The sequence below is a fragment of the Pedobacter sp. UC225_61 genome, from assembly GCF_044452285.1.
Lineage (GTDB): Bacteria > Bacteroidota > Bacteroidia > Sphingobacteriales > Sphingobacteriaceae > Pedobacter.
Genome location: NZ_JBIOAL010000001.1, coordinates 3,251,560 through 3,275,771 on the forward strand (window position 1 = coordinate 3,251,560; position 24,212 = coordinate 3,275,771).

The window sequence follows — 24,212 nt, forward strand, 5'->3', positions numbered from 1 at the left end:
TTAACCACACTACAACAAAAAATCATGGAACAACATACCTATGCATACTTAAAAGAACTATCAAACTCCGACTTCCAGATTGTAGACGGTGAGCCTAACATTATTGGTTGGAAAGTAAAATCTGAAACAGGTACTTATATTGGAGAAGTAGAAGAATTACTCTTCGATCCGCAGACTAGAGCTGTACGGTACTTAGTTATTGACCTAAATGACAATGATCTATCCATAGACGATAAGCGTGTCATGATTCCAATCGGCATTGCTCACTTGCATACTAGCGACGATGAAGTTGTGTTGCCGAACATACATCTTGACCAATATAATGCACTTCCAGCTTATGAATTTGATAAAATAAGTCCTGAGACAGAAGTCTATATCCGTACTATCATTGGCAGTCCAGCAGCATTAAGGATAGAAGAAAAAATGGTAGATTTTGACCAACAGCAATTTTATGCGCATCAGCATTTTGATACCAGCAGCTTTTATCAGCGTGGCGGAAACCCCGAAAGGTCAACTGAGCAAAGATCTATCCATGAGATGATTGAAAGGTCGAAGGCCAACAATTTACATGCAGCAGATGAGCATACTGGAGAAAACACACATCACAACGAGCAGCACCAGATTAAGCCATGGCTACAACCGGGAGCATCTCACAACCAAGGTGGAGATGACCATAAAGGAGAGGGTGATCCCGATAGACCGGAATACCAAGCGTAGCATAATATACAAGGGAGTGCATACGCATTCCCTTTTTGCCTGTGCCCCATTGCAAATCCATTTAATCACAACGCTTCATTCATGCCATACCCACAACACCTACCACTCCACCAGCTTTTCGCCCAACGGATCTTGCAAGTAGAACAACTGGAAAAACTTTCAGCAAAAAAATATGTTCAGCTAGCAAAAGCAGCACATACGGATGAGCTTGCTAAATGCTTGAATCCTGAATCAACAGATATTCCTGCCCATCAGCAGCGCATATCACTCATTAAAAAGCTAATTCCCAAAACAGAAAAACCTGAAATTCAACATCCCTTATCTCCCTTTCAAGTAAAGTCTAAAGGCAGCCTCAATCAAGATTTGATCCTGATTGAATACGCCCTGCAGGTTCAAAACCAAAAGCTAGCACTATATGAATTACTTCACCCTATTGCTGTAGCACTCGGTTTGGAAACCGTCCCCTCTCTTATCGAGCAGACCATTTCTGATAATCGAAATACTAATACTTGGTTACGACAAATCATCCAAAACATTATTTCTCCGCAGTTAACTGATAATGAAAATCAGCCCATTAAATCTTAAAAACTGGAGTCAATAGCATTCAGAAAGTAAATATTGTACTACTAACTAATAGGTGTCTCGAACCATTTGACGTAGGGTATTTAAGTTTTCATGCGCCTGCCCTAGTGTGTTATTAAAATAGACAAATACCTTTTTCCCTTGTTCGAGCCATTCGGTAACATAGCCCGCGTATTCGTACAGCAAATCATCTGAATAGCTACCACGGTAATTACCACCCGGTCCATGAAAGCGTAGGTAAATAAAATCCATTTCGCCTTCCCTTAAAGGTGAGGCCGCCGGAGTTTTATCATGGATGACCATGGCAAGTGCATACTCTTCCAATATTTCATATACCTCATCTACATACAAAGAAGGATGGCGGAACTCTAAAGCAATTTTCCACTTCTGATCAGGATCATTCTCTCTCAACACCTTCATTAACAGGCGTAGTTGCGCAAAATGTCCTATGCGTACACTAGGAGGAAACTGTACCAATAAGCAACCTCTTTTGTTTCCTACTTGGTTTATCACCTCGAAAAATCGGGTCACCAGTTGTGGATCAAAAGCTAAATCTTTGTGGTGAGTAATTTCCTTAAATAACTTAAAGGTAAACCAGAATTCTTTGGGTACATCATTAGCCCATTTGTGTAGTGTACGGGGTTGTGGGATTTTATAAAAAGAAGAATTTATCTCGATGGTGTCCATTAACGAGGCATAGTAACACAGCCTGCTTTTGTCCTGAAATTCTTCGGGATAATGGAGCTTGTTAGGTACGGGAAGAACAAGGCCGCTGGTTCCCGAATAGTAGTGTTCAAATGGAATATGCATACTGATGGTACAAACAACTATTAGATAAAATTGTTCCTGGCATTTCCTTCAAGTCTCTCCCCAGCTAAGATGATTAGTAGTTATAAAAAAAACCTATTTTTTTATAAAAACAAAAATTTGTTACCGCTGTTATTTTGTTCACATTAACATTATAAACTATGGAAACTACCCTTGCAAACAGCGTTATAAATAAGATCAAAGACATTAACCTTAAACCTTCAAGCAGTGCTAATATTGATACGGGTGAACGTGCCCTATCTTTTCTTGGAGGAACCTATTTACTGTACAAATCGCTTAAGCTGATTACTAACCGCCCATTGCTGGCTCTTGAAGGAGTAGCTGCAAGTGGATTGCTAATTTATCGTGGAGCAACAGGTGTTTGTCCGGTATACAGAGCCCTTGACATCGATACCACCGATCCTCAGGCCATCCAAATCAGCGAAATCCCTAACAGTTAATGTTCCAAGAGAAAAAGTATACTCCTTTTGGAGAGAATTATCTAACCTGCCCAATTTCATGTCGCACCTAAAGCAAGTAAGTGAAACCAGTCCTACACGCTCACACTGGATCGCTCAGACACCCGGAAATCTTATTCCGTTGGAGTGGAACGCAGAAATTACCCACGAAGAGTTAGGGAGCTATATCGGTTGGCAATCAATCACAGGTTCAATGATTGAACATGCTGGAAAAATCACTTTCACTGATGCACTTAACGCTATTGGAACTGAAGTTCATGTAGAGCTTAATTATTTTGCACCTGCTGGAAGTATAGGGCGTGGAATAACTTCCTTGTTTAACGGCTTATTTGAAAAAATGATCCGCGAAGATATCCAAGGCTTCAAAAGCTATGTAGAACAGGCAGATTTTTTGAATTATGCAGGTCTAAATATGCCAGAAGAGACTTTATTAGGATAAATAATAAGCAATATCTTACGTAGCCGCCTGCACCAACATGCAGGCGGCTTTATGTAATGTTGTTCATCTCCAATGTCCCGAACAAAAAGAATAACTAACTGTCAGAAACAGCAGCTAAAAGGCAGTTGATCGATTTGCGAAAGCTAACGACTAAAATCACCTTTAATCTCTATAAACCAAAATTCCTATAAAACGCGTACCACAGACCTATGAAAATAGCATTCCATGGCGCTGCCCGTGTAGTTACAGGCAGTAAACATTTAATTAAACTAGACAACGGCACAAAAATACTTCTAGACTGCGGCATGTTCCAAGGTATGGGCGAGCAGACCGACATACTTAATGGTTATTTCGGATTTAAGCCATCGGAGATCACGATGGTGATTCTGTCGCATGCCCACATCGACCACTGCGGACTGCTTCCAAGGCTGGTAGCAGAAGGATTTGAAGGAACTATCTATTCCACCCCACCAACTATGGATCTGGCACGTATTCTGCTGCTTGATTCGGCCAATATTCACGAACAGGACGCTGAATTTGCTAATGAGAACAAGAACATAGATGAACCTGAACAACTTCCACTTTTCACACAAGAGGATGTAATCAAAACTATGGGTATGTTCAAAGTCATTGACTATGGTCAGGAAATTGATATTGACAAATGCATTAAGCTGTCTTTCACCGATGCAGGGCATGTTGTTGGCAGCGCTGCAGTGCACTTAAAGATCATCGAAAATGGAAAGCAGAAAGCAATTACTTTCAGTGGAGATATTGGTAGATATTCAGACCTATTGCTGAGAAGCCCACAAGTGTTCCAACAATCCGACTATATCCTACTAGAATCAACCTATGGCGACTCTCTGCATAAAGATCAATTGCCTATTGAGGATATGTTATTGGAAATCATAAATGATACCTGTGCCATCAAAAAGGGAAAGGTTCTGATCCCTGCCTTCAGTGTGGGAAGAACCCAAGAGCTGCTCTTTGCACTCAATAGTTTAGAACTAAAGGGAAAACTGCCCGACATTCCCTATTATGTAGATAGCCCCTTGGCTACACAGGCCACACAAGTGCTTCGTAATCACCCAGACGTATTCAATAACGGGGTTAAGCAGTTATTAAAAGTAGATGATGACGTATTTAACTTCAAAGGACTACGCTTTATAGATAGTCCTGTCGAATCGAGGAAACTCTCAGAAGATCCAAGACCCTGCGTCATCATTGCCTCATCTGGTATGGCCGAAGGTGGAAGGATCCGTCACCATATCAAAAGCAACATCGAAAACCAAAAAAACACTATACTTATTGTAGGCTACTGCGACCCAAATTCCCTTGGCGGAAAACTGTTAGCAGGAGAAAGAAATGTTCAGATCTTTAAGCAATATTACCATGTTAATGCCGAAATCAAAGTCGTCAAGTCCATGAGTGCACACGGCGATTACCAAGACTTGTTACATTTCATGTCTTGCCAAGATCCCACTAAAAACAAGCAGGTATTTTTGGTGCATGGGGAATATGCCACCCAACAAAAGTTAGCCGATCGGTTGCGTGAAAAAGGTTTCAAGCATATAGCCATTCCGGAGTATCGTCAAGAGTACGACATTGACTAATTTCAAACCAAACATGGTAATGATTGTTAAAGAAAAAGAAGGCAATTAAGGTAAGTACTACAGTAAAACTTAGACTACATCACATGAACAATAGAGACTTTGATAGTTTTGAAAAAGTTGAATTCAATTTCGACCAAGAATGGGTGCCTAAAAAAGCACAGAAACTTAGACCACATCTCTACAAAGATGGATTTGCCTATTGCTGCGTATTCGGTCCCGATCCACAGGTGGGAATCTACGGTTGCGGAGACAGTCCAGAAGAAGCCATCATGGATTGGGCAGACGACCTTGACCAGCGCATCGCTGCTTTGACTGGAGAAGACAATGCCGCACACATCGCTATCGAACATCTGGAAAGATAGCAAGCGCAAATATTGATGAAGCATATTGTATTTTTCGGCGACAGCCTTACTGCTGGTTATGGCTTAAAATCTCCTTCTACCGAATCCTTACCAGCACTGCTTGCCAAAAAAGCACTAGAAGAAAATAAAGAATTCTCCTATACCAATGCAGGAGTCAGTGGCGATACCTCGGCTACTGCCCTACAGCGGTTACCAATTATATTAAAAGAAAAGATTGATATTTTCGTTCTTGGCATTGGCGCTAACGATATCATCCGCGGACACACAGCCCAATCGATGAACACCAATATTGAGTCAATCATTCAAAAAATCAGGATAAGCGATCACAATACTAAGATGATTCTGCTCGGTATGGAGCTTCCTGCATGGATTTCTCACAAAACCGTTTCGGCCTATCGCGAGAGCTATAAGAACCTAGCAAAAAAATATGAGCTCCCTTTTTTACCCTTTCTATTAGAAGGTGTAATCGGAAATCAAATGCTCAATTTGCCAGACCTAGTCCATCCAAATGCAGCTGGTTATCAAATCATTGCCGAAAACGTTTGGCCATTACTGCAAGCACTACTCTAACATTCCTGGATAGTCTAGTTCCAATATTTATCTAAATAAGTATGTGCCTTTAAACAATTAAATCAGCCCATTGTTATTCTTATACCGAAAACAATCGGTCGGCATTGTGTTAAATAGCAGAAACAAAAGAAATTATGATAAGCAGTATCCCAGGTATTGAAAAACTAAGCGAGCTATTGAGCAGCACTGAAATCGAAAAACTCGTTAAAGCAGCAGAACGTCATTGCGAATCCTCCAATATGAATTTTACGATTCTTTCTGCAAATGCAGAAGGAATAGAGATTGAGGTTGCGCAAGGAGAAACTAAATCGGGCAGATACGCTAGCGAGGCTACCCTTTCCAACCGCACCAAAGAACTTTTCGCAAACTTACTTCCAAAAGCAAAACTCCATATCTACGCTCAAACCTTTGCACCTTCACCTGCTAGCACTGTAACTACAGCGTGGCTAGAAAGTAAAATGCAACAAAAGGGAGTAAGGATTAAGCAGATTGCCTTTGATACAGGCTTGGATAGGGAAAGTATTTCTGACTGGGTAACTGGCAAAAGATCAATGAGCCAGATCGTAAAGGCAATGTTTTACTTCTACCTTAATAACTAACAAAGCATTAAGAAAATGACGATCCGAAAAGCTAAGCTCGAACATTATGTATCCGCTCAAAACCAGTCATACGCCTCGGCGCTGCAAGAAATCAAAAATGGTAGAAAAACCAGTCATTGGATGTGGTTCATCTTTCCTCAACTTCAGGGGCTCGGCCATAGCGAAATGTCCATCCGATATGGCATCGAAAGCCTTGACCATGCATCAACCTATCTATCTCATCCTATACTTGGTCAACGCTTAATTGAAATCGCCAGCGCTGTACTGCAATCCAACATCAAAAATGCTACTCAAATGATGGGCAGCCCAGATGACCTTAAGCTACACTCTAGCATGACACTATTTAACGAGCTCAGTCCTACAAATCCAGTATTTAACGCAGTACTTATTAAATTTTTTAAGGGAGAAAAAGATCCTAGGACCCTAGCACTACTATCCAGATCTATTTAATTAGCTTAAGCAACCTATTTAGCAGTTCTACTTGCTGAGGGTTGATCTTTTCTTTAGCAGTGTTTAAATCGAACCACTTACCTTGATCCACTTCAGGGAATGAAGACATCTTTCCTGAGCCAGGTGGCCACTGCAACTCAAATGTATTACTTTTTAGCGCCGAGTCATCTAGATCGAATGCTAGACCAAAGCAGTGTACACGCTTTCCTCCTTTCTGGACAATATGACCGAGATCCACAAACTCACCATCAAGCTGAAAACCTGTTTCCTCAAAAAATTCACGCTTAGCAGTAGCTAGCAGATCCTCATCCACTTCCACCAGCCCCTTGGGTACTGTCCAAACACCGAAGTCTTTTTTAGCAAAGAAGGGACCTCCGGGATGGACAAGAAAAAACTCCAATATGTCAGCATGATTTCTATAGACTAAAATACCCGCACTTAACTTCATTTTGCTTTGCTTTAAACTTCTGCTATTCGCATAAATATAAAAATTCCATGTCAGAAGCTCATCATAATATACCTAATAATTGGTATTGACTGCAAGTAGATTGACTGGTAAATTTGGTTATAAGAAATAAAAGACATGAAAATAAGTAAACTATTATTGATGGCAATACTTGTGCAGTTAGCCATTACAACCAAATTAATTGCTCAAGTAAAAAAGTCGGTGACTAAACCAGCTACTCAGGTTAACACAAAATACGGAGCCTTAGCGGTAGACCGATCAAACGGTTTTTATTATGGTTTTTCATTCGATCAGCCAAACTTGGCAGAGGCTGAAAAAAGAGCCGTTGCCGAATGTAACAAACGTGGTGGCGCCTGCAGCATTGTACTCACCTACTCGGGAACAGGTTGCGCTGCTTACCGGACCATAAACGGCAATGTAGGTACCGCATTTGGTTGGGGAATTGCGAAAACCAAGGAAGAGGCAGATGTAATAGCAACTAGAGAATGTTTAAAAAGAAGCGGCGGTATACAACCTACTAATTTTGTCTGGAGTTGCAACTCGACACAATCTGGTCAGTTGAAAGAAATATACAACGCCTCATCAGAAATTACAGCTCCTGTAAAAATTGGTAATCAAGTGTGGACGACCACCAACCTAAACGTAAGCACCTATAGGAACGGTGAGCAGATTTATTACGCAACCAATCAAAAAGAATGGGAAAAAGTAAGCAAGGAAAAGATTCCAGCTTATTGTTACCTTAATTTCGATAGCAGTAATGAAAAGAAATATGGAAAGCTGTACAACTTTTATGCAGTTACCGATCCCCGTGGGTTAGCACCCGCTGGCTGGCATGTGCCCAGCAGCAATGAATTTTTAACCATGATTGCTGCTTTAGGTGGTGAAAAAGTGGCCGGTAAAAAAATGCGTGGTACTACTGGCTGGGATGTAAAAGACCCGTACAAATTTGCACATGGCAATGGCGATAACTCCTCAGGTCTTAATTTATTAACCAATGGAAGTGCAGGTGGTGATGAATATGGTGGAGGGAAATCTTTTTTATATGGTGTATGGTTAAGCTACTGGTGGTCTAGCACCACCAAATCGAGTAGCGACAGCTTTGCCTACTATCTTGATTTTAACAAATACAGCGAGCCACGTGTAACCGATTATAGTAAAACCACAGGTGCTGCAGTAAGGTTAGTGAAAGACTAGTGCGATACTAAATTTAAACTTCATTGCATTCGAATGAGTTATTAAAATACATCGCATTTTAAAGAAATGCGATGTATCAAACATATGCATACATTTAAATACATTTAGCCACTACTAAAACTAAAAGATTTTATTCCCCTTGCTGCGAGTGTTCGCTAGGATTTTCTAAAGAAGGTAATTGGTCTTCTCGTGTAGAGGTATTAGGTCCTCCTTTTGAGCCGTACTTAGGGCGTTGCTGGTTAGGATCTCCTTCTTTAACCGTTGGATTTTTACCCTGTGGAATGGCAATTGGAACGGATGAACCTTTTTGATTTGGTGATGACCCCTGCTGTTGGTTTGTGTTATCTTGATTTTCCATGATCTGTTGTTATAAAACTATAACCTGTATCGCTCTACTTTTGTTTCTAAAAATAAGATTAACAGCAAAGCTGATAACGTAAAACCATTCTTGATTTATAAATTACTCATTGTCTAATATAGGTTATTTTGAATGCTTTAAATTGTCTTAACTAGTAATTTAAGTATCACAAGCAGGACGCTTGCGCTAGAGGGGGAAATAGTAAAGCTTACAATTCAAAATGTTTTAATTGAACACCGTCTTCTGTTTTCCATTCTAATGGTCCACTTGACGATCTTGCAAGAGTTGCAGCAGCAGCCCTTGAGGAAGATGTAAAGACATAATCTTTTTTTAATATATAGAATTTACCTTGTAATTCTAAAATTCCATCTTTAAGTAATTTCTCTCTTTCCATTCGAATACTATATGTTAAAGAAGGTTGCTCTTTAACTATAAGCAAAGATCCTTTATAGACTACAAAACCTTCGGTTGATGGGCTTCCTTTACTATCTGCCCCTAAACTATTTTTGCAATAAAAAACATGATTTTGGATAGTTTTATTTTCAATGGTTTCTTCTAGTGATTCAAATAATTTATGACCCAATGTCGCTGTTAATACTTTTATGTGTGCTAGGAACTCTTCTAATTCGGCTTGTTCGGCTTCAGACAATTCTGACCGAGTGGGTATATTTTGATTAATAGCATATCTTCCAGCTTTTATCGCTAAATCATGCAATCTATTTTCCAAATACTTAATACTAGCTTTATTTAAGTATTTATCTTTACTGCCAAAAAATATTGCTTCTGTCCAGAAATCTTTACTAGTATTTGCTCTATGATGAGATAAACGATCCGCAATTACTTCAGCTTCGCCAATATATGCTGAATCTTCATTATTTTCACCCTTCCCAATTAAAATATAAACTCCAGGCTTTTGAAATTCTGGCCTATTATTATATTCTTTAATTTTAATTCGTGGCACCTTAACACCAATACCAGTCCAATTACTCAGCTCAGCAGTTATTAAGCCATTTGTTGTTCCATCTACTAAAAATAATCTTATAGTTTTTCCAAATGAATTCATATCGTTATTTTAAGGAATCAACCACCATTCCATTTATAAATGTTCCTACAAAGTACATTATTCTTTTCAATATTCTATCGCCTAATTTTTTGCGTTTTAGTAAACTTGGTTTTTCTCCTTGAATGAGGTTGGTGTTCTGCAAATAAATAATCCTAAATTAATTTTTCTGTTTTATGTGCTGAAAGGTTTTATTTACTTCTTCAAAAGTATTCTATTTTTAATAAAATCTAATATAAGTTCAATATGTAAAATTTAACCTTTGAACAAATCGCTAAGACAACTCAAGTTTGTATTTAGCCTTAAACTATGCACTTCTACTTCCCAATACAAAACTTACTAAATATATTCTCCAGTAAATCATCTGTCGTAACGGTACCCGTAATTTCTCCTAAATAATGTAATGCCTGTTTAATATCCATCGCTAAAAAATCTGAAGTAACAGGATTATCGATATTGTTTAGCACGTTATGCAAGGCTTTCTCTGTATTCTTTAAAGCCTCTACATGGCGAATGTTGCTCACTAGCGTTTCGCTGGTATTAATGTGATGAAGGTTTACTTTTTCTAAGAGTGTTGACTTCAATTCTTCTACCCCTATGCCATCTTTGGCGGATAAAAACAACACCTCTTGCTGGGCAAAAGCTGTTTTTTGTTCCTCGGTAAACAAATCAGCTTTATTTACAATGGCCAAATACGGAATGTCAATTTTCTTCAAATCATTCAATTGCTCTTCTAGTTCAGTTGGCGTTTGTAAGGCATCAACCATATATAAGATCAGTTTTGCTTGCTTCATTCGCTCTAAGGTACGTTCTACCCCTTTTGCCTCAATAATATCTGCTGTATCGCGAATACCAGCAGTATCTATAAATCGGAAAATGACCCCATTGATATTGAGTTCGTCTTCGATGGTATCACGTGTAGTACCTGCAATGTCGGATACAATTGCTCTTTCTTCGTTTAATAAGGCATTTAACAAGGTTGATTTCCCTACATTCGGTTTACCTGCGATCACAATGGGAACGCCATTTTTTAACACATTGCCCATCTCGAAAGAAGAGATCAAACGGTACAACACATTATTGATTTTCAAAATTAAGGCCCTGAGCTGTTCACGATTGGCAAATTCTACATCTTCTTCCGCAAAATCGAGTTCTAATTCAATCATAGAAGCGAAATGAATTAACTGCTCCCGTAAATCTTTTAATTCGCTCGAAAAACCGCCACGCATTTGTTGTAAGGCTACATCATGGGATGCTTTACTATCCGATGCAATTAAATCTGCTACGGCTTCTGCCTGACTTAAATCGAATGCCCCATTTAAAAATGCTCTTAACGTAAACTCGCCTGGTTTGGCGGCTCTTGCTCCTTTTTTAATCAATAAATTCAAAATCTGCTGAATAATGTAATTGGAACCGTGACATGAAATTTCTACTACATTTTCTTTTGTATATGATTTTGGGGCTACATATAACCCTGCAACCACCTCATCTACAATAAGTTCCTCATCTTTAATTAAGCCGAAATGCAAGGTATGCGAAGCTTGTTTCGTTAAATCTTTTCCTGCAAAAACCTGATTGGTTAGGTTGATGGCATCTGGACCTGATAAACGAATAACGCCAATAGCGCCGCTGCCTGGAGGTGTAGATAAAGCAATAATGGTATCTGTTGTATACATTTCTATGTCAGTGAAGCACAAAAATAAGTATATTTTTATTAGTGCTAGGTCAAATTGCTCACGTCCCGTCTTCCAACCGTTTTTATGTCCGAAATTGTCTGTGCATGTCCGGATATGTCAGTCTAAAAGTAAAGTTCTCCTAGTGTTCTTCGAGATTTACCCTAGGTTTGTTCTTCTCAAACCGCGTTTTGTAGGAGAAATGCAGGAGCACACTAGGAGGAATGTGGGAGAAAAAAGGAAGAATTTGAGTTCGCTCATTATTTTCTTTCTTTCTAAACAGCCAAACAAATTCCCTATCTTAGTGTTTAACACCTGAAAACTAACAAACCATTGATGAATCAATATCCACTTACCGTAAAACGGTCCATAGAATTATTAGGCGTTTCGCTTGTTGTTGTCATTTTAGTGGTTGGACGTGACATTTTTATGCCTGTAATTATGGCATTTTTCATCAGTATTATGTTGTTGCCAATATATCGGTTTTTACGAAAACGCAACGTACCTAAATCACTTTCTATCATTTTGCCAATTTTACTAGTACTCCTCTTTATTGCAGGAATTGTATGGTTTTTATCGGCACAGGTAGGTATTTTGGTAGATGATTTCCCTCAGATTAAACAAAACGTAGCCAAGCACTTACAAAGTTTAAAGGAATGGATAAGCGGCTTTACGAAGATGAGTGTGAGTAAGCAGGAAAATTTCATCAAGACAAAAAGTGATGATCTATTGGGTATGGCTGGATCGGCAGCTGGTGGTGCTTTTGTAACCTTAAGTGGGGTATTTGTATTTGTGGGTTTGTTGCCAATTTATATCTATCTGATTCTATTTTATAAAGATATTTTACTGCGTTTTGTGTTTTTGTGGTTTAAAACAGATGATCATGCTAAGGTTAAAGATGCGGTGTATGAAACTGAATCGATTATTAAAAGTTATCTTGTTGGTTTGTTGATTCAAATTACATACATGACCATCCTTTTAGGCGGGATTTTACTTTTAATTGGCATTAAACATGCGCTTTTAATTGGTGTTATTTTCGCTATCTTAAATTTAATCCCTTATGTAGGTGCCCTAATTGGCAACGTAATAGGCGTGCTCTTAACCTTAACTTCCTCTACCGAATTGTGGCCAGTGGTTACGGTGCTAGGGGTTATTGCCTTTGTTCAGTTTTTAGATAATAATATTTTGATGCCTCGTATTGTAGGATCAAAAATTAAAATTAATGCACTGGTTTCTATTGTGGGCGTATTTATTGGTGGAAGTATTGCTGGGGTCTCCGGGATGTTTCTCTCGATGCCAATTATTGCGGTATTAAAAATCATTTTCGATCGTAGTGAATCATTTAAACAGTGGGGTGTGTTATTGGGTGATGAGAGACCTAATAAAAGTCCCTTAACTTTTCCAAAATTCAGAAAACTCTCTCCTGTAAGTACAAAGGCTGGAACTATTGATAAGAAGTAAGAAAGTGATTGTAGGTGATTCTATTTCAGTAGAACATCATAAGCAAAGCGTAAAATTGTTCCAAAAACAACGATTAAAAAGAAAATACGGATAAATTTATTGCCTTTGAGCAGTGCTAATTTTGCACCAAAAAATGAGCCTAATATATTGAATAGTGCCATAGGGATTGCATATTGATACAACACATGTCCCGTTGAACTAAAGTAAATTAGCGCTGCTAAATTAGTAGACATGTTTACGATTTTGGCATGTGCACTTGCACCAACAAAATCAAAACCTAGGAATGCAATAAACACCAAAATCAAAAAAGAGCCTGTTCCTGGTCCAATTAAACCATCGTAAAAACCGATAATCAACCCGAAGAAACCTGCCAATAACACCTGTTTTTGTACAGAATGTGCTTTATGCTGATGGATGCCAAATTGTTTATTGAAATACGTATACACTGCTACTAGGATTAACACCACTAAGATAACCGGCTTAATGACTGCATTGTTAATCATGCTGACCGAATAGGCTCCTAACAATGCCGCACAAAAGGCTGCAATTACACAAGCAATTAACACGTTATACTTGAATTTTACTTGTTTGGAATATTTATACGCAGCTACAGTAGTACCTGCCAAAGATGGAATTTTAACAGTACCGAAAATACTTGCGACTGGATAGTGTGGTAAAATAAGTAAGGTAGCTGGGGTTTGTAATAAACCACCACCGCCAACAATGGCATCGATAAAACCTGCAGCAAATGCTGCTAAGCATAGTAATATGAGTTCTTGGATATAGTTTGTCATTCAGAGCATTTTTGTCATCCGATAGCTATCGGATCAGATCGAATTGATGAATTTATTCATTTTTTTGGTTTGGTAAGATATCATTCGATAGAATTTTCTTTTGAATGTAATTAGATCCTTCATTTCATTCAGGGTGACAAAACTAGTGTTGCCAAATTAATGAATGAATCAACGATGTTAATGAATTATTATCTAAATAGATAACAACCTTATCCAAAGATACTGAGTAGGATTAACCAGCTGACGAAGCCAACTGGAGCAAGTATTCCTCCAGAGATTAATAGTGCTTTAGCAATCTCATCTTTCCCCATTACCAGCAAAATCAAACCAGCAATAATGTTTATTACCACATGCATAGCTATGCATATACCTCCAGCAATAGCAATACTAAAGCCTCTATCAGCGGGAGCCGCACCAGTGGTAATTAGGGTGCAGTAAACACCTAGTAAGAGCAAATTAATGAGTATAGCCTTGAGTAACATTTGTAACTGTATTAAGGTTCTATATCAACAGTTAGTGACTAAAATATGTTTTGGATATCCTTATTTAAATAGATCAAATTGGTGCTTTGACTCGACAACACATATTTCCAAATGAAACTAATGAACGAATGAACTACGCCCTTCAAAGGGCAATCCCTACGGGGTGTAACTTTTTTCCAGTAGCTGAAAAAAGTCACCAAAAAAAGCCACGCCTGCGCCTGATGCTATTAAAGATTCTAGGTATAGCAAATTGGTACACCCGCACCAGCCAAGGGCGATTTTAGTAGCAGAAAATTAGTGCTTAGGCTCGACAGAACGCACAGCGTATTGCCAATTGAACAAATGATACTAATGAACCAAAAAACTAACAAACCATCAGGTTTACATTCTTTCCGGCACATTAATACCTAAAATCTTTGTCCCGCTTTTTAGTACATCCGCTGTCAGCTTGCAAATGTTTAAACGGTGTTGTTTTAATGCTGTATTTTCTTCTTTTACGATAGGTGGTACTTCGTGGTAAAACTTATTGAACACTTTAGCCACTTCGTATAAGTAATTCGCTAAAAACGCTGGACTGTATGCTTTTGCTGCATTGGCAATTTCTTCTGGATATTTAGCTAATAGCATAATCATATCTAGTTCTGTAGCGGATAATGGCACATGTACTAATTTCTCACCAGCTATTAGTTTATAATTTGCTTTACTTAATAGCGATTTAATACGAGCGTGTGTATACTGAATAAACGGTCCTGTATGACCTTGAAAATCTATAGATTCTGATGGGTCGAACAGTAAACGTTTTTTAGGTTCTACTTTGAGTAGGAAGTATTTTAAAGCGCCTAAACCAATGTTGTAATACAGTTCCTCTTTTTCTGCATCCGAGAAATCGTTTATTTTACCTAATGCTTCTGTTTTTTGTTTCGCTGTTTCAATCATTTCAGCTACTAAATCATCTGCATCCACTACGGTTCCTTCTCTACTTTTCATTTTCCCACTAGGTAAATCTACCATACCGTACGATAAATGGTGTAATCCTTTCGCCCAGCTTTTGCCTAATTTCTCTAAAATCAGAAACAGCACTTTGAAATGGTAATCTTGTTCATTACCCACCACATATATAGATTGATCCATGTGGTAATCGTCGTACTTCATTTGTGCAGTACCCAAATCTTGGGTAATGTACACCGAAGTACCATCGGCACGTAATACCAATTTCTGGTCTAATCCTTCGTCCGTTAAATCAATCCATACCGAACCATCTTCTTTTTTAAAGAAAACTCCTTTTTCCAAACCTTCATCAACGGTATCTTTTCCTAAAAGGTAGGTATTGCTTTCGTAATAGTATTTGTCAAAGTCTACACCTAAGTTTTTATAGCTTACTGCAAAACCATCGTACACCCAACCATTCATCTTTTTCCAAAGTGAAATCACATGTTCGTCGCCTGCTTCCCAAGCCAATAACATCTGCTGGGCGGCTTTAATTAACGGTGCATTTTTCTTGGCTTCGTCTTCGGTTTGTCCTTCAGCAACAAGGGCCTCTATTTCTTTTTTATATTCTTTGTCAAAAATGACGTAGTATTTTCCTACTAAATGATCACCCTTTAAGTTCGAACTTTCTGGTGTTTCTCCGTTGCCCCATTTCTCCCAAGCCAACATCGATTTACAAATGTGAATTCCTCTATCGTTTACCAAATTCACTTTAAACACTTCGTAACCATCCGCTTTTAACAATTCGGCTACTGCATAGCCTAACAAATTATTACGCACATGGCCTAAGTGTAAGGGTTTGTTGGTATTTGGCGAAGAATATTCGACCATTACCTTTTGTCCGTTTGGTTTTACCTTCGCAAAATCATTGCTCAATAGATCGTTATTGAATAAGTTTAGCCAATAACTATCCGCAATGCTGAGATTTAGAAAGCCTTTAACCACATTAAAAGCGGTAACTTGTTCAACATTTTGCACTAAATATTGGCCAATGGCAGTTGCAGTTTCTTCTGGAGATTTCTTTGAATAACGTACAATCGGAAAAACTACGATCGTAATCTGACCTTCAAATTCTTTACGGGTTTCTTGTATATTGATGACACTCTCTGCAATTTCTTCGTTGTAAATTTGCTTAATTGCGTTAAGTGTTTCGGTAATGATAAAATTCATGGTTCAAAAATAGGCAAAGAAGTCGGGAAGTCAAAAGAGTCAGGAAGTCCGATGAAAGATAAGTTACCTCAACTTTCGGTCTTTCTGACTTTCGGACTCTCAAAAAATCTAATAGCTTTGCATAACGACAAACCAATATATGAGCGGACAGAACGAAAATTTTAAAGTGAATGTAAATTCCGAAATCGGCAGGTTACGTAAATTGCTGATCCATAGTCCTGATAGTGGAATAGGTAAAGTAGTGCCTTCTAAAGCACAAGATTGGCTTTTTGAAGACATTGTGCATTTGGATACCATCCGCAAAGATGAATATGATTATTACGTTAAATTGCTGATGTATTTCTTAGATCCAACTAAGATAAAAGGTAAACTGGCGGATATTGATTCGGAAAAAGCAGACCGTAGCTTCTTTAAACCAGATAGCAAAGATTTCCATGCCTCTACTCATGTGATTGAACTACAACAATTACTAGGGGAAATTTTAACAGATGCTTCCATTAGAAAGAAATTAGCAGCTTCTGTTTGTGCAATAGAAGGCTGTAGCTATAAATTACAACTTCAATTAATTGATACGGACCCTAAAGAATTAGCAAAAACATTGATTTCTGGCTCTTTACCAGATGGAAGAATGATCTTCTCTCCTATTCCGAATTTAATTTTTACGAGAGATGTGGGTACCACCATCAACAATTTCATTTTATTAAATAAGCCGGCTAAAAAAGCAAGGGTACGTGAAAGTTTATTGATGCGTTACATCTTCTTTAATCATAGCTTATTCGAAAATTATAGAGATAACATCTTAGAAATCCCTGATGGGGAGCATCATTTTTTACGTCCGGGAGAAGAATTAGAAAACAGAACTACCCTAGAAGGTGGCGACGTGATGATGATTAGCAAAAACCATGTATTGATTGGTTGCAGCGAACGTACTTCGCCTTATGGTGCAAATGAAGCCATGAAATTGTTGTTCGATAACAATGTGGTAGAAAAAGTTACTGTAGTGCGTATTCCGAATAAAAGAGATTTTATGCATTTGGATACTGTATTTACACAAGTGAAAAGAGATACCTGGGTGTTATTGCATTCTATTGCGAGCGTTGAGGAAAACAAACAGCAAAATCCAATTGATTTCTTAGTACAACCAGAACCAAAAGAACAGACTGAAATTATTCAGTTTTACAAAGATAAACGTGCTCCGAAACATTATAAGAGCATGGAAGAGCTTTTTGAAGACATTAGTAAGAATGACCTGAAAAGCACTGCACCTACTAAATTTATTTATAGCGGTAGTGGTGTATTTCCATACGATGCTCGTGAGCAATGGACGGATTCGTGTAATTTATTAGCCATTAAAGAAGGGGTTGTATTGGGTTACGATCGTAACGATAAAACGGTTGAAGCTTTTAAAAACAATGGGTTTAACGTCATCAATGTTAAAGAGTTAATTAATGACCTAGAAAGTGGTAAGACAACTGCAGATGAAATAACCGATACACTAATTTTAATGCCTTCGGCAGAATTATCCAGAGCACGTGGAGGATTTCATTGTATGAGTTTACCAATTTTGAGGGATGACATTTAAAAGAGTTTATTAGTCATTAGTTCATTCGGTAGGGCGTACTAATAAGCAATTAGCCTAATGAACAAGTGAACCAATGAACGATTGAACTACAAGTATGCAAACAACTAACCATATTTTAATGATCCGCCCAGTTGATTTTAAGTTCAACGAACAAACGGCAGGTAATAATAAATTTCAGCAAGCAACTGAGCAAAGCGATGTACAACAGCAGGCTTTAGCAGAGTTTGATGGGTTTGTAAAAATGCTGCGCACTAATGGAGTGGATGTCACTGTAATAGATGACACATTAGATCCAGCAACTCCAAATTCTATTTTCCCAAACAATTGGGTTTCTTTTCATGATGACGGATCAGTTTACTTATACCCTATGTTTTCAGAAAATAGACGTTGGGAGCGTAGAAAAGATATTATAGATCAACTTTCACAGCAATTTGAAGTAAACCACATTAGTGATTTAAGTTTTTTTGAGCAGCAGGTTTTATTTTTAGAAGGCACAGGAAGCATGGTTTTAGATCGTGAAAACAAAATTGCTTATGCCTGTTTAAGTGTGCGAACGGATGAGGAAGTTTTAAATAACTTTTGCATGTTAACTGGCTACACTCCTGTTTGTTTTCAGGCTATAGATGAAACTAATTTCCCTATTTACCATACCAATGTGATGATGTGCATTGGAGATACGTTTGCTGTGGTTTGTTTTGATTCAATCCCTAACCAACAGGAAAAAGAGAACGTAAAACAACGTTTAAGCAGTACGGGCAAAGAAATCGTAACCATTAGCTTTGATCAGATGAATCACTTTGCTGGCAATATGCTTCAAGTTCAAAATAAAAATAAGGAAAGATTATTGGTAATGTCAGAGCAAGCGTATTTGTCCTTAGAAAAAGACCAAGTAATTGCATTAGAAAAACATTGTAAGCTGATTTATGCCCCGTTATACACCATAGAAAAAAATGGTGGTGGTAGCGCAAGATGTATGTTAGCAGAAATACATCTGCCGGTTAAATAAGTTGAATTCTCTCATCGTATAAAATTTATACCTGTAGCGTTTTTGAATAAGTAAACGTATAGGCCTATAGACCTAAACTAATTCATAATGATGAACCAGAAATTTACCACTCTAAAAACGTTTATTGCGCTTCTTATTACTGCTATTTTCTTAGTAAGTAGTTGCAAAAAAGATCAACTTATAGTCGACCAAGAAAAAGTGTTTTTACAAAAAGATTTCAAAGCAAGTACGAACCCGTATGATTCAGGATGGCAACTTACTTTAAAACCAGATGGCGTTGCTGATATATTACCTGGTGGAGATATTAGGTGGCGAGGTACCTATAAAATTAGTGGTAGCTTGATCACAGTCAAAGCAGACAATGTTACCTACAAATTCGAAATTCTATCTAAAACAGAAATCAAAGATAAAACTTATGGCGTAGTGCTAAAATTGCAATAGCTCCTACTCCTCAAGCTTCCTTAAATTAATTTAGTATTTTCGCAGAAAATCTAAATTCAATGTCTTTACTAGAACAGTTATTAACACGCTCTACTCATCAATGCGAATTATGCACAGCTAATTCGAATTTATCCGTTTACGAAGTTCCACCTATAAGTAATGCCAATACCGATAATAGCATTGTAGTTTGTAAAACTTGTTTAGACCAAATTGAAAAAACAGAGCAAATTAATCCTGAGCATTGGCGAATATTAACCGAAACCATGTGGTCGGAATTTGCACCAGTACAAGTAATGGCTTGGAGAATGTTGAGCAGATTAAGAAACGAAGGTTGGGCAGCAGATAGTTTAGATATTTTATACCTTGACGAGGAAACTTTGGAGTGGGCTAAAAAAACTGGCGACCATGAGCAAGATGGAACGGTAGAATTTCATCAAGATAGTAATGGTGCACGTTTACTTGAAGGCGATACTGTGGTGTTAATTAAAACATTAGATGTTAAAGGTTCTACCATTAGTGCAAAATTAGGCACTGTGGTAAAGAACATTCGTTTGGTGCACGATAACATTGAACAGATTGAAGGTAAAGTAGAAGGGCAAACCATTGTGATTTTGACTAAATATTTGAGAAAAGGATGATATGGACAGCAAGGCTTAAATTGCCAATGGAAAACAGTTTCTACTTTTCAACTGTTATGAATTAATTATATCCCTTTAGTCAAACTTTTAGTATTATGCCGAATAATTTTAAACTACTACATTATTTCTCGATTTAAAATTACATTTTTGCAAAAATTATTTGAATAAATGCAGAGTTACTCCGAATTTCTTGATCTAAGTGTTGGCTTTCCACAAGAAGGTTACAGCGTTATAGACGATGAATTATATTTTCAGGATCTAAATTTAATGGAAATGATAGAAACCTATGGTACGCCATTGCGTTTCACTTATTTACCAATGATTAGTAAGAAGATACAACAAGCTAAGTTGTTGTTTCAACAGGCTATCATCAAGAATAATTACCGTGGCGATTATAAATATTGCTACTGCACAAAAAGCTCTCACTTTAAGCATATTGTAGAGGAAGCCTTAAAAAATGGAATCCACTTAGAAACTTCTTCGGCGTTTGATATGCCAATGATTGAGGCGTTGGAGAAAAAAGGGGCATTAACGAAAGACATTACTGTAATTTGTAATGGGTTTAAAACCTATCAATACAAGCAATATATTATTGATATGTTGCACGATGGGTATAAAAACATCATCCCCGTGTTAGATAATAAAGAAGAATTTAACTTGTATGATGATGAAGTAGAGATGGATACGCCTTGTAATTTAGGAATCCGTATTGCTGCTGAGGAACAACCAGATTCACAATTCTATACCTCTCGTTTAGGGGTGCGTATGGAAGATGTTATTGATTTTTACAACAATAAAATATCTGCTAATCCTAACTTCAGAGTTAAATTATTACACTTTTTCATCAACTCGGGTATTACTGATTCGCCGTATTATTGGAACGAATTAGAAAAATACGTGACGTTGTATTGCAAGTTCAAAAAAATTAATCCAGAGTTAGATACACTTGATATTGGTGGTGGAATGCCATTTAAAGATAGTTTGGTATTTGATTTCGATTACGAATACATGGTAAATGAAATCGTAAAACGGATTAAAGAAATTTGTGCAGAACATGATGTGGTTGAACCAGATATTATTACTGAATTTGGAAAATATACCGTTGCAGAAGCTTCAGGTATTTTATATAAAGTATTAGGTCGTAAACAACAAAATGACCGTGAAAAATGGTTAATGTTAGATGGTTCGTTTATCACTAACTTACCAGATGTTTGGGCATTGAACCAAAAATATATCCTATTACCAATTAATAACTGGGACGCCGAATACGAACGTGTAAACTTAGGTGGTATTACATGCGATGGTCAGGATTATTATAACCAAGAAGCACACATGAATAGTGTATTTATGCCGAAAACGCGTAAAGTACAATACCTTGGTTTCTTTAATACGGGTGCTTATCAGGAAGTTTTAAGTGGTTACGGAGGTATTCATCACTGCTTATTGCCTAGTCCTAAACATGTGATTATTCGCAGAAATAGAGATGAAACGTTCAATTTTGAAGTTTTTGGAGAAGAACAAAATAGTAAACAGGTATTAAAAATTCTGGGTTATACTTCTTAGAAAATAAAAGATTAAATCCTTTCCGAGAAATTGGGAAGGATTTTTTTTATACACTAACTAAGCGTCCTTGCGTAATAAACTATAAATTAGGAGATTGCTTCGTGCCTCACAAAAGCAACTGCCCTGCAATCTTCACCGCATTAAGATTCCCTCACAATAGCTATTGGGATTCACTGGAATGACGAATTATATAAACCCAACAATTTTCTCTATCTTCAATTTCCCTATTTAAATTTACATCTAAACATTTATGCTTATGCTTAAAGACGTTAACTTAAATAAGGTTTTTGTCATCGACATCGAAACTATTCCCTTATATGAATATTTTGAACAGATGCCATTACAAATGCAATCCTTGTGGGATAGCAAAACTCAATTTCTTCGAAAAGACGATAAAACACCTGCTGACTTTTATGAAAGAGCTGGCATTTGGGCTGAATTTGGAAAAATCATTTGCATTAGCGTAGGTTTATTTCATACACACAAAGGCAAACTACATTTCAGAGTAAACTCTTATTTTGGTGATAACGAAACAGAGGTATTAACTCAATTTAATGCATTACTTTCAAAGCAACCAAAAGACCTAATGCTATGCGCACATAACGGTAAAGAATTTGATTTTCCATATTTATGCCGTAGAATGTTAGTGAACAGTATTCCAATTCCACCTCAATTGGAAATTGCAGGTAAAAAACCTTGGGAAATTAATCACCTCGATACTATGGAATTATGGAAATTTGGAGATTACAAAAACTATACTTCCTTAAATTTATTGGCAGCTATTTTCAATATCCCTACCCCAAAAGATGATATTGATGGAAGTATGGTAAAAGATGTGTATTACCAAGAAAAGGATTTACAACGCATTGTGACCTACTGTCAGAAAGATGTAATTACCACTGCACAAATTCTGTTACGCTTTAAAGGACTAGATGCAATTTCAACAGAAAATATTACCTTAGTGAAGTAATGTTAGACGTAAAAGAACTCGCCATAGAATTTTATAACCGAGAAGAAAAAACTTGGTCGGAAGCTGTACATAAAGTTAGTTTTAAACTTGAAAAAGGAAAGGTTTTAGGCATTGTTGGTGAATCTGGCTCTGGAAAATCCGTTACTTCTTTTTCTATTATGCGTTTGCATGATTCTAAAAACACCAATATTTCAGGCGAAATAGACTTTGATAACATCAGTTTATTGAATTTATCTGATCATGAAATCAGGAATTTTCGCGGGAATAAAATCTCCATGATTTTTCAGGAACCGATGACTTCTTTAAATCCTGTGTTTACCTGCGGTTATCAGGTTCAGGAAGCGATTATGTTGCATCAAAATGTAAATAAAGCAACCGCAAAAGAGCAAACTATTTCACTTTTTAAAGAGGTGCAACTCCCCCGCCCTGAGCAAATTTTCGAAAGTTATCCGCATCAATTATCTGGTGGACAAAAGCAACGTGTAATGATTGCCATGGCTTTAAGTTGTAATCCCGAGTTACTAATTGCGGATGAGCCAACCACTGCTTTAGATGTAACTGTTCAGAAAACCATCTTGGATTTATTGCTTCGTTTAAAGAATGAGCGGAACATGGGTTTGATTTTCATCTCACATGATTTGGCTGTAATTAGCGAAATAGCCGATGAACTTTTAGTGATGTACAAAGGCAATATTGTAGAGCAAGGGCCAGCGAAAGAATTATTCAACAACCCACAGCATCCGTATACAAAAGGACTTTTAGCGTGTAGACCAGCTCCACAACGACGTTTAAAAAAACTCCCTATTGTTGCCGATTTTTTAAATGAAGATAAAAATGTAGCGGTTAGGCATTTGCTTGATATTAATAGCTATACGAATCAAGAAATTGAACAACGAAGACACGAATTATATACACAACAACCCTTATTGCAAGTGCAGAATTTGTGTACTTGGTATCCCGTAAAAAAAGGATTATTTGGTAAAGCTACTTCCTTTGTAAAAGCAGTAGACGATATTACATTCGATGTTTTTCCTGGAGAAACTTTAGGTTTGGTCGGCGAATCTGGCTGTGGTAAAACAACTTTAGGAAGAAGTATTTTACGTTTAGTAGAACCTACTTCTGGCAAAATCATCTTTAACGGAACAGATTTACTCGGAGCTAGCAAAACTGATTTAAGAAAAATGCGGAGAGATGTACAAATCATTTTCCAAGACCCGTATTCTTCTTTAAATCCTAAAATAACTGTTGGTAATGCCATAATGGAGCCTTTGCAAGTCCATCATGTATTTAACACAGATCAAGAGCGTAAAGCACACGTTTTACATTTATTAGAAAAGGTAAATTTAAATCCAGAGCATTTTGATCGTTATCCACATGAGTTTTCTGGTGGACAACGCCAACGTATTGTAATTGCTAGAGCACTGGCCTTGCAACCTAAATTTATCATTTGTGATGAATCTGTTTCGGCATTAGATGTTTCCGTTCAGGCGCAAGTTTTAAACTTGCTAAGAGAACTTCAGCAAGAATTTGGCTTAACCTATATCTTCATTTCTCATGATTTAGCAGTTGTTAAACACATTTCGGATCGAATGATTGTAATGAATAAAGGAAAAGTTGAAGAAGAAGGATTTCCAGAAATAATTTATAATTCTCCAAAAGCAGAATATACTAAAAAACTAATCGCTGCAATTCCAGGTACTGGAAGTATAGCTATTTAACATTTCATTAACTTATTTTCTTAACTAGAAATCA

At 37.3% G+C, this 24,212-nt stretch carries 26 protein-coding genes; 18 read left to right on the forward strand and 8 right to left on the reverse strand.

All coding sequences use genetic code 11. From position 1 onward, the window contains the following. Window positions 1-24 precede the first annotated feature (24 nt). Together ACHMWN_RS14755 and ACHMWN_RS14760 are read left to right on the forward strand one after the other, a co-directional pair. Complete coding sequence (locus ACHMWN_RS14755) at window positions 25-717, forward strand: PRC-barrel domain-containing protein (RefSeq protein WP_397302582.1); 693 nt, start codon at window positions 25-27, stop codon at window positions 715-717. A gap of 81 nt (window positions 718-798) precedes the next feature. Continuing rightward, window positions 799-1,302, forward strand: a complete 504-nt coding sequence (locus ACHMWN_RS14760; RefSeq protein WP_397302584.1) for a DUF892 family protein — start codon at window positions 799-801, stop codon at window positions 1,300-1,302. A 45-nt stretch (window positions 1,303-1,347) separates the two neighbouring features. Here ACHMWN_RS14760 and ACHMWN_RS14765 read toward each other — a convergent pair whose 3' ends face one another. Further along, window positions 1,348-2,109: a DUF72 domain-containing protein gene (locus tag ACHMWN_RS14765; protein WP_397302586.1), complete on the reverse strand. Its 762-nt coding sequence runs from the start codon at window positions 2,107-2,109 to the stop codon at window positions 1,348-1,350. A gap of 158 nt (window positions 2,110-2,267) precedes the next feature. Between ACHMWN_RS14765 and ACHMWN_RS14770 the strand changes: the two genes are divergently transcribed. From ACHMWN_RS14770 to ACHMWN_RS14800, 7 genes are all read left to right on the forward strand, one after another. Continuing rightward, the gene (locus ACHMWN_RS14770; RefSeq protein ID WP_397302587.1) at window positions 2,268-2,567 is read left to right on the forward strand and encodes a DUF2892 domain-containing protein; all 300 of its coding nucleotides are present in this window, start codon (window positions 2,268-2,270) and stop codon (window positions 2,565-2,567) included. Continuing rightward, a complete protein-coding gene (locus tag ACHMWN_RS14775; RefSeq protein ID WP_397303604.1) occupies window positions 2,485-3,024 on the forward strand; it encodes an SRPBCC family protein in 540 nt (179 codons plus the stop codon). The genes ACHMWN_RS14770 and ACHMWN_RS14775 overlap by 83 nt, the downstream gene beginning before the upstream one ends. Window positions 3,025-3,233: 209 nt before the next feature. Beyond that, the gene (locus ACHMWN_RS14780) at window positions 3,234-4,634 is read left to right on the forward strand and encodes an MBL fold metallo-hydrolase RNA specificity domain-containing protein (RefSeq protein WP_397302590.1); all 1,401 of its coding nucleotides are present in this window, start codon (window positions 3,234-3,236) and stop codon (window positions 4,632-4,634) included. A gap of 83 nt (window positions 4,635-4,717) precedes the next feature. Continuing rightward, window positions 4,718-4,996, forward strand: a complete 279-nt coding sequence (locus tag ACHMWN_RS14785) for a hypothetical protein (RefSeq protein ID WP_397302593.1) — start codon at window positions 4,718-4,720, stop codon at window positions 4,994-4,996. Between the two features lie 15 nt (window positions 4,997-5,011). Then, window positions 5,012-5,566 (forward strand): arylesterase, encoded by a 555-nt coding sequence (locus ACHMWN_RS14790; RefSeq protein WP_397302595.1) that lies wholly within the window; start codon window positions 5,012-5,014, stop codon window positions 5,564-5,566. A 134-nt stretch (window positions 5,567-5,700) separates the two neighbouring features. After that, on the forward strand, window positions 5,701-6,165 hold the full coding sequence (locus ACHMWN_RS14795) for an XRE family transcriptional regulator (RefSeq protein WP_397302598.1): 465 nt from the start codon (window positions 5,701-5,703) through the stop codon (window positions 6,163-6,165). A gap of 15 nt (window positions 6,166-6,180) precedes the next feature. After that, on the forward strand, window positions 6,181-6,615 hold the full coding sequence (locus ACHMWN_RS14800; RefSeq protein WP_397302600.1) for a DUF1810 domain-containing protein: 435 nt from the start codon (window positions 6,181-6,183) through the stop codon (window positions 6,613-6,615). Here the strand turns inward: ACHMWN_RS14800 and ACHMWN_RS14805 are convergent. Then, on the reverse strand, window positions 6,608-7,063 hold the full coding sequence (locus ACHMWN_RS14805) for an NUDIX domain-containing protein (RefSeq protein WP_397302601.1): 456 nt from the start codon (window positions 7,061-7,063) through the stop codon (window positions 6,608-6,610). The genes ACHMWN_RS14800 and ACHMWN_RS14805 overlap by 8 nt on opposite strands. A 135-nt stretch (window positions 7,064-7,198) precedes the next feature. Here ACHMWN_RS14805 and ACHMWN_RS14810 point away from each other — a divergent pair, with 135 nt between their 5' ends. Then, the gene (locus ACHMWN_RS14810; protein ID WP_397302604.1) at window positions 7,199-8,275 is read left to right on the forward strand and encodes an FISUMP domain-containing protein; all 1,077 of its coding nucleotides are present in this window, start codon (window positions 7,199-7,201) and stop codon (window positions 8,273-8,275) included. 130 nt (window positions 8,276-8,405) lie between these two features. Here ACHMWN_RS14810 and ACHMWN_RS14815 read toward each other — a convergent pair whose 3' ends face one another. The 3 genes from ACHMWN_RS14815 to mnmE all read right to left on the reverse strand — a co-directional run bounded on the left by ACHMWN_RS14815 (window position 8,406) and on the right by mnmE (window position 11,369). Further along, window positions 8,406-8,633 (reverse strand): hypothetical protein, encoded by a 228-nt coding sequence (locus tag ACHMWN_RS14815; protein WP_397302607.1) that lies wholly within the window; start codon window positions 8,631-8,633, stop codon window positions 8,406-8,408. A gap of 208 nt (window positions 8,634-8,841) precedes the next feature. Continuing rightward, entirely contained in the window at window positions 8,842-9,696 is an 855-nt protein-coding gene (locus ACHMWN_RS14820; protein WP_397302610.1) for a GIY-YIG nuclease family protein, read from the reverse strand. A gap of 314 nt (window positions 9,697-10,010) precedes the next feature. After that, complete coding sequence (gene mnmE / locus ACHMWN_RS14825) at window positions 10,011-11,369, reverse strand: tRNA uridine-5-carboxymethylaminomethyl(34) synthesis GTPase MnmE (RefSeq protein ID WP_397302612.1); 1,359 nt, start codon at window positions 11,367-11,369, stop codon at window positions 10,011-10,013. 333 nt (window positions 11,370-11,702) lie between these two features. On the opposite strand from mnmE, the gene ACHMWN_RS14830 reads away from it, so the two are divergent. Next, complete coding sequence (locus tag ACHMWN_RS14830) at window positions 11,703-12,827, forward strand: AI-2E family transporter (protein ID WP_397302615.1); 1,125 nt, start codon at window positions 11,703-11,705, stop codon at window positions 12,825-12,827. A 20-nt stretch (window positions 12,828-12,847) separates the two neighbouring features. Here ACHMWN_RS14830 and ACHMWN_RS14835 read toward each other — a convergent pair whose 3' ends face one another. From ACHMWN_RS14835 to argS, 3 genes are all read right to left on the reverse strand, one after another. Beyond that, window positions 12,848-13,621, reverse strand: a complete 774-nt coding sequence (locus ACHMWN_RS14835; RefSeq protein ID WP_397302616.1) for a sulfite exporter TauE/SafE family protein — start codon at window positions 13,619-13,621, stop codon at window positions 12,848-12,850. 209 nt (window positions 13,622-13,830) lie between these two features. Next, window positions 13,831-14,103: a hypothetical protein gene (locus tag ACHMWN_RS14840; protein WP_397302618.1), complete on the reverse strand. Its 273-nt coding sequence runs from the start codon at window positions 14,101-14,103 to the stop codon at window positions 13,831-13,833. A gap of 381 nt (window positions 14,104-14,484) precedes the next feature. After that, window positions 14,485-16,260, reverse strand: a complete 1,776-nt coding sequence (argS, locus tag ACHMWN_RS14845; RefSeq protein ID WP_397302619.1) for an arginine--tRNA ligase — start codon at window positions 16,258-16,260, stop codon at window positions 14,485-14,487. 139 nt (window positions 16,261-16,399) lie between these two features. Between argS and ACHMWN_RS14850 the strand changes: the two genes are divergently transcribed. The 7 genes from ACHMWN_RS14850 (at window position 16,400) to ACHMWN_RS14880 (ending at window position 24,178) form a co-directional block, all read left to right on the forward strand. After that, window positions 16,400-17,842, forward strand: coding sequence for an arginine deiminase family protein (locus tag ACHMWN_RS14850; RefSeq protein WP_397302622.1), 1,443 nt, complete (start codon window positions 16,400-16,402; stop codon window positions 17,840-17,842). A gap of 94 nt (window positions 17,843-17,936) precedes the next feature. Continuing rightward, a complete protein-coding gene (gene ctlX / locus ACHMWN_RS14855) occupies window positions 17,937-18,848 on the forward strand; it encodes a citrulline utilization hydrolase CtlX (protein WP_397302625.1) in 912 nt (303 codons plus the stop codon). A gap of 87 nt (window positions 18,849-18,935) precedes the next feature. Next, window positions 18,936-19,289, forward strand: a complete 354-nt coding sequence (locus ACHMWN_RS14860; protein ID WP_397302627.1) for a hypothetical protein — start codon at window positions 18,936-18,938, stop codon at window positions 19,287-19,289. Window positions 19,290-19,348: 59 nt separating this feature from the next. Beyond that, a complete protein-coding gene (locus ACHMWN_RS14865; protein WP_397302630.1) occupies window positions 19,349-19,927 on the forward strand; it encodes a PhnA domain-containing protein in 579 nt (192 codons plus the stop codon). Window positions 19,928-20,095: 168 nt separating this feature from the next. Beyond that, window positions 20,096-21,490 (forward strand): arginine decarboxylase, encoded by a 1,395-nt coding sequence (locus ACHMWN_RS14870; protein WP_397302633.1) that lies wholly within the window; start codon window positions 20,096-20,098, stop codon window positions 21,488-21,490. 256 nt (window positions 21,491-21,746) lie between these two features. Next, window positions 21,747-22,460 (forward strand): 3'-5' exonuclease, encoded by a 714-nt coding sequence (locus ACHMWN_RS14875; RefSeq protein ID WP_397302636.1) that lies wholly within the window; start codon window positions 21,747-21,749, stop codon window positions 22,458-22,460. Then, entirely contained in the window at window positions 22,460-24,178 is a 1,719-nt protein-coding gene (locus tag ACHMWN_RS14880) for an ABC transporter ATP-binding protein (protein ID WP_397302638.1), read from the forward strand. The genes ACHMWN_RS14875 and ACHMWN_RS14880 overlap by 1 nt, the downstream gene beginning before the upstream one ends. Window positions 24,179-24,212 lie beyond the last annotated feature (34 nt).

Excerpts from the sequence above, each read along its gene's own strand:
- ACHMWN_RS14755 (WP_397302582.1), top strand. The coding sequence starts at position 25 with ATGGAACAACATACCTATGCATACTTAAAAGAACTATCAAACTCCGAC.
- ACHMWN_RS14760 (WP_397302584.1), top strand. The coding sequence starts at position 799 with ATGCCATACCCACAACACCTACCACTCCACCAGCTTTTCGCCCAACGG.
- ACHMWN_RS14765 (WP_397302586.1), bottom strand. The coding sequence starts at position 2,109 with ATGCATATTCCATTTGAACACTACTATTCGGGAACCAGCGGCCTTGTT.
- ACHMWN_RS14770 (WP_397302587.1), top strand. The coding sequence starts at position 2,268 with ATGGAAACTACCCTTGCAAACAGCGTTATAAATAAGATCAAAGACATT.
- ACHMWN_RS14780 (WP_397302590.1), top strand. The coding sequence starts at position 3,234 with ATGAAAATAGCATTCCATGGCGCTGCCCGTGTAGTTACAGGCAGTAAA.
- ACHMWN_RS14785 (WP_397302593.1), top strand. The coding sequence starts at position 4,718 with ATGAACAATAGAGACTTTGATAGTTTTGAAAAAGTTGAATTCAATTTC.
- ACHMWN_RS14790 (WP_397302595.1), top strand. The coding sequence starts at position 5,012 with ATGAAGCATATTGTATTTTTCGGCGACAGCCTTACTGCTGGTTATGGC.
- ACHMWN_RS14795 (WP_397302598.1), top strand. The coding sequence starts at position 5,701 with ATGATAAGCAGTATCCCAGGTATTGAAAAACTAAGCGAGCTATTGAGC.
- ACHMWN_RS14800 (WP_397302600.1), top strand. The coding sequence starts at position 6,181 with ATGACGATCCGAAAAGCTAAGCTCGAACATTATGTATCCGCTCAAAAC.
- ACHMWN_RS14805 (WP_397302601.1), bottom strand. The coding sequence starts at position 7,063 with ATGAAGTTAAGTGCGGGTATTTTAGTCTATAGAAATCATGCTGACATA.
- ACHMWN_RS14810 (WP_397302604.1), top strand. The coding sequence starts at position 7,199 with ATGAAAATAAGTAAACTATTATTGATGGCAATACTTGTGCAGTTAGCC.
- ACHMWN_RS14815 (WP_397302607.1), bottom strand. The coding sequence starts at position 8,633 with ATGGAAAATCAAGATAACACAAACCAACAGCAGGGGTCATCACCAAAT.
- ACHMWN_RS14820 (WP_397302610.1), bottom strand. The coding sequence starts at position 9,696 with ATGAATTCATTTGGAAAAACTATAAGATTATTTTTAGTAGATGGAACA.
- mnmE (WP_397302612.1), bottom strand. The coding sequence starts at position 11,369 with ATGTATACAACAGATACCATTATTGCTTTATCTACACCTCCAGGCAGC.
- ACHMWN_RS14830 (WP_397302615.1), top strand. The coding sequence starts at position 11,703 with ATGAATCAATATCCACTTACCGTAAAACGGTCCATAGAATTATTAGGC.
- ACHMWN_RS14835 (WP_397302616.1), bottom strand. The coding sequence starts at position 13,621 with ATGACAAACTATATCCAAGAACTCATATTACTATGCTTAGCAGCATTT.
- ACHMWN_RS14840 (WP_397302618.1), bottom strand. The coding sequence starts at position 14,103 with ATGTTACTCAAGGCTATACTCATTAATTTGCTCTTACTAGGTGTTTAC.
- argS (WP_397302619.1), bottom strand. The coding sequence starts at position 16,260 with ATGAATTTTATCATTACCGAAACACTTAACGCAATTAAGCAAATTTAC.
- ACHMWN_RS14850 (WP_397302622.1), top strand. The coding sequence starts at position 16,400 with ATGAGCGGACAGAACGAAAATTTTAAAGTGAATGTAAATTCCGAAATC.
- ctlX (WP_397302625.1), top strand. The coding sequence starts at position 17,937 with ATGCAAACAACTAACCATATTTTAATGATCCGCCCAGTTGATTTTAAG.
- ACHMWN_RS14860 (WP_397302627.1), top strand. The coding sequence starts at position 18,936 with ATGATGAACCAGAAATTTACCACTCTAAAAACGTTTATTGCGCTTCTT.
- ACHMWN_RS14865 (WP_397302630.1), top strand. The coding sequence starts at position 19,349 with ATGTCTTTACTAGAACAGTTATTAACACGCTCTACTCATCAATGCGAA.
- ACHMWN_RS14870 (WP_397302633.1), top strand. The coding sequence starts at position 20,096 with ATGCAGAGTTACTCCGAATTTCTTGATCTAAGTGTTGGCTTTCCACAA.
- ACHMWN_RS14875 (WP_397302636.1), top strand. The coding sequence starts at position 21,747 with ATGCTTAAAGACGTTAACTTAAATAAGGTTTTTGTCATCGACATCGAA.
- ACHMWN_RS14880 (WP_397302638.1), top strand. The coding sequence starts at position 22,460 with ATGTTAGACGTAAAAGAACTCGCCATAGAATTTTATAACCGAGAAGAA.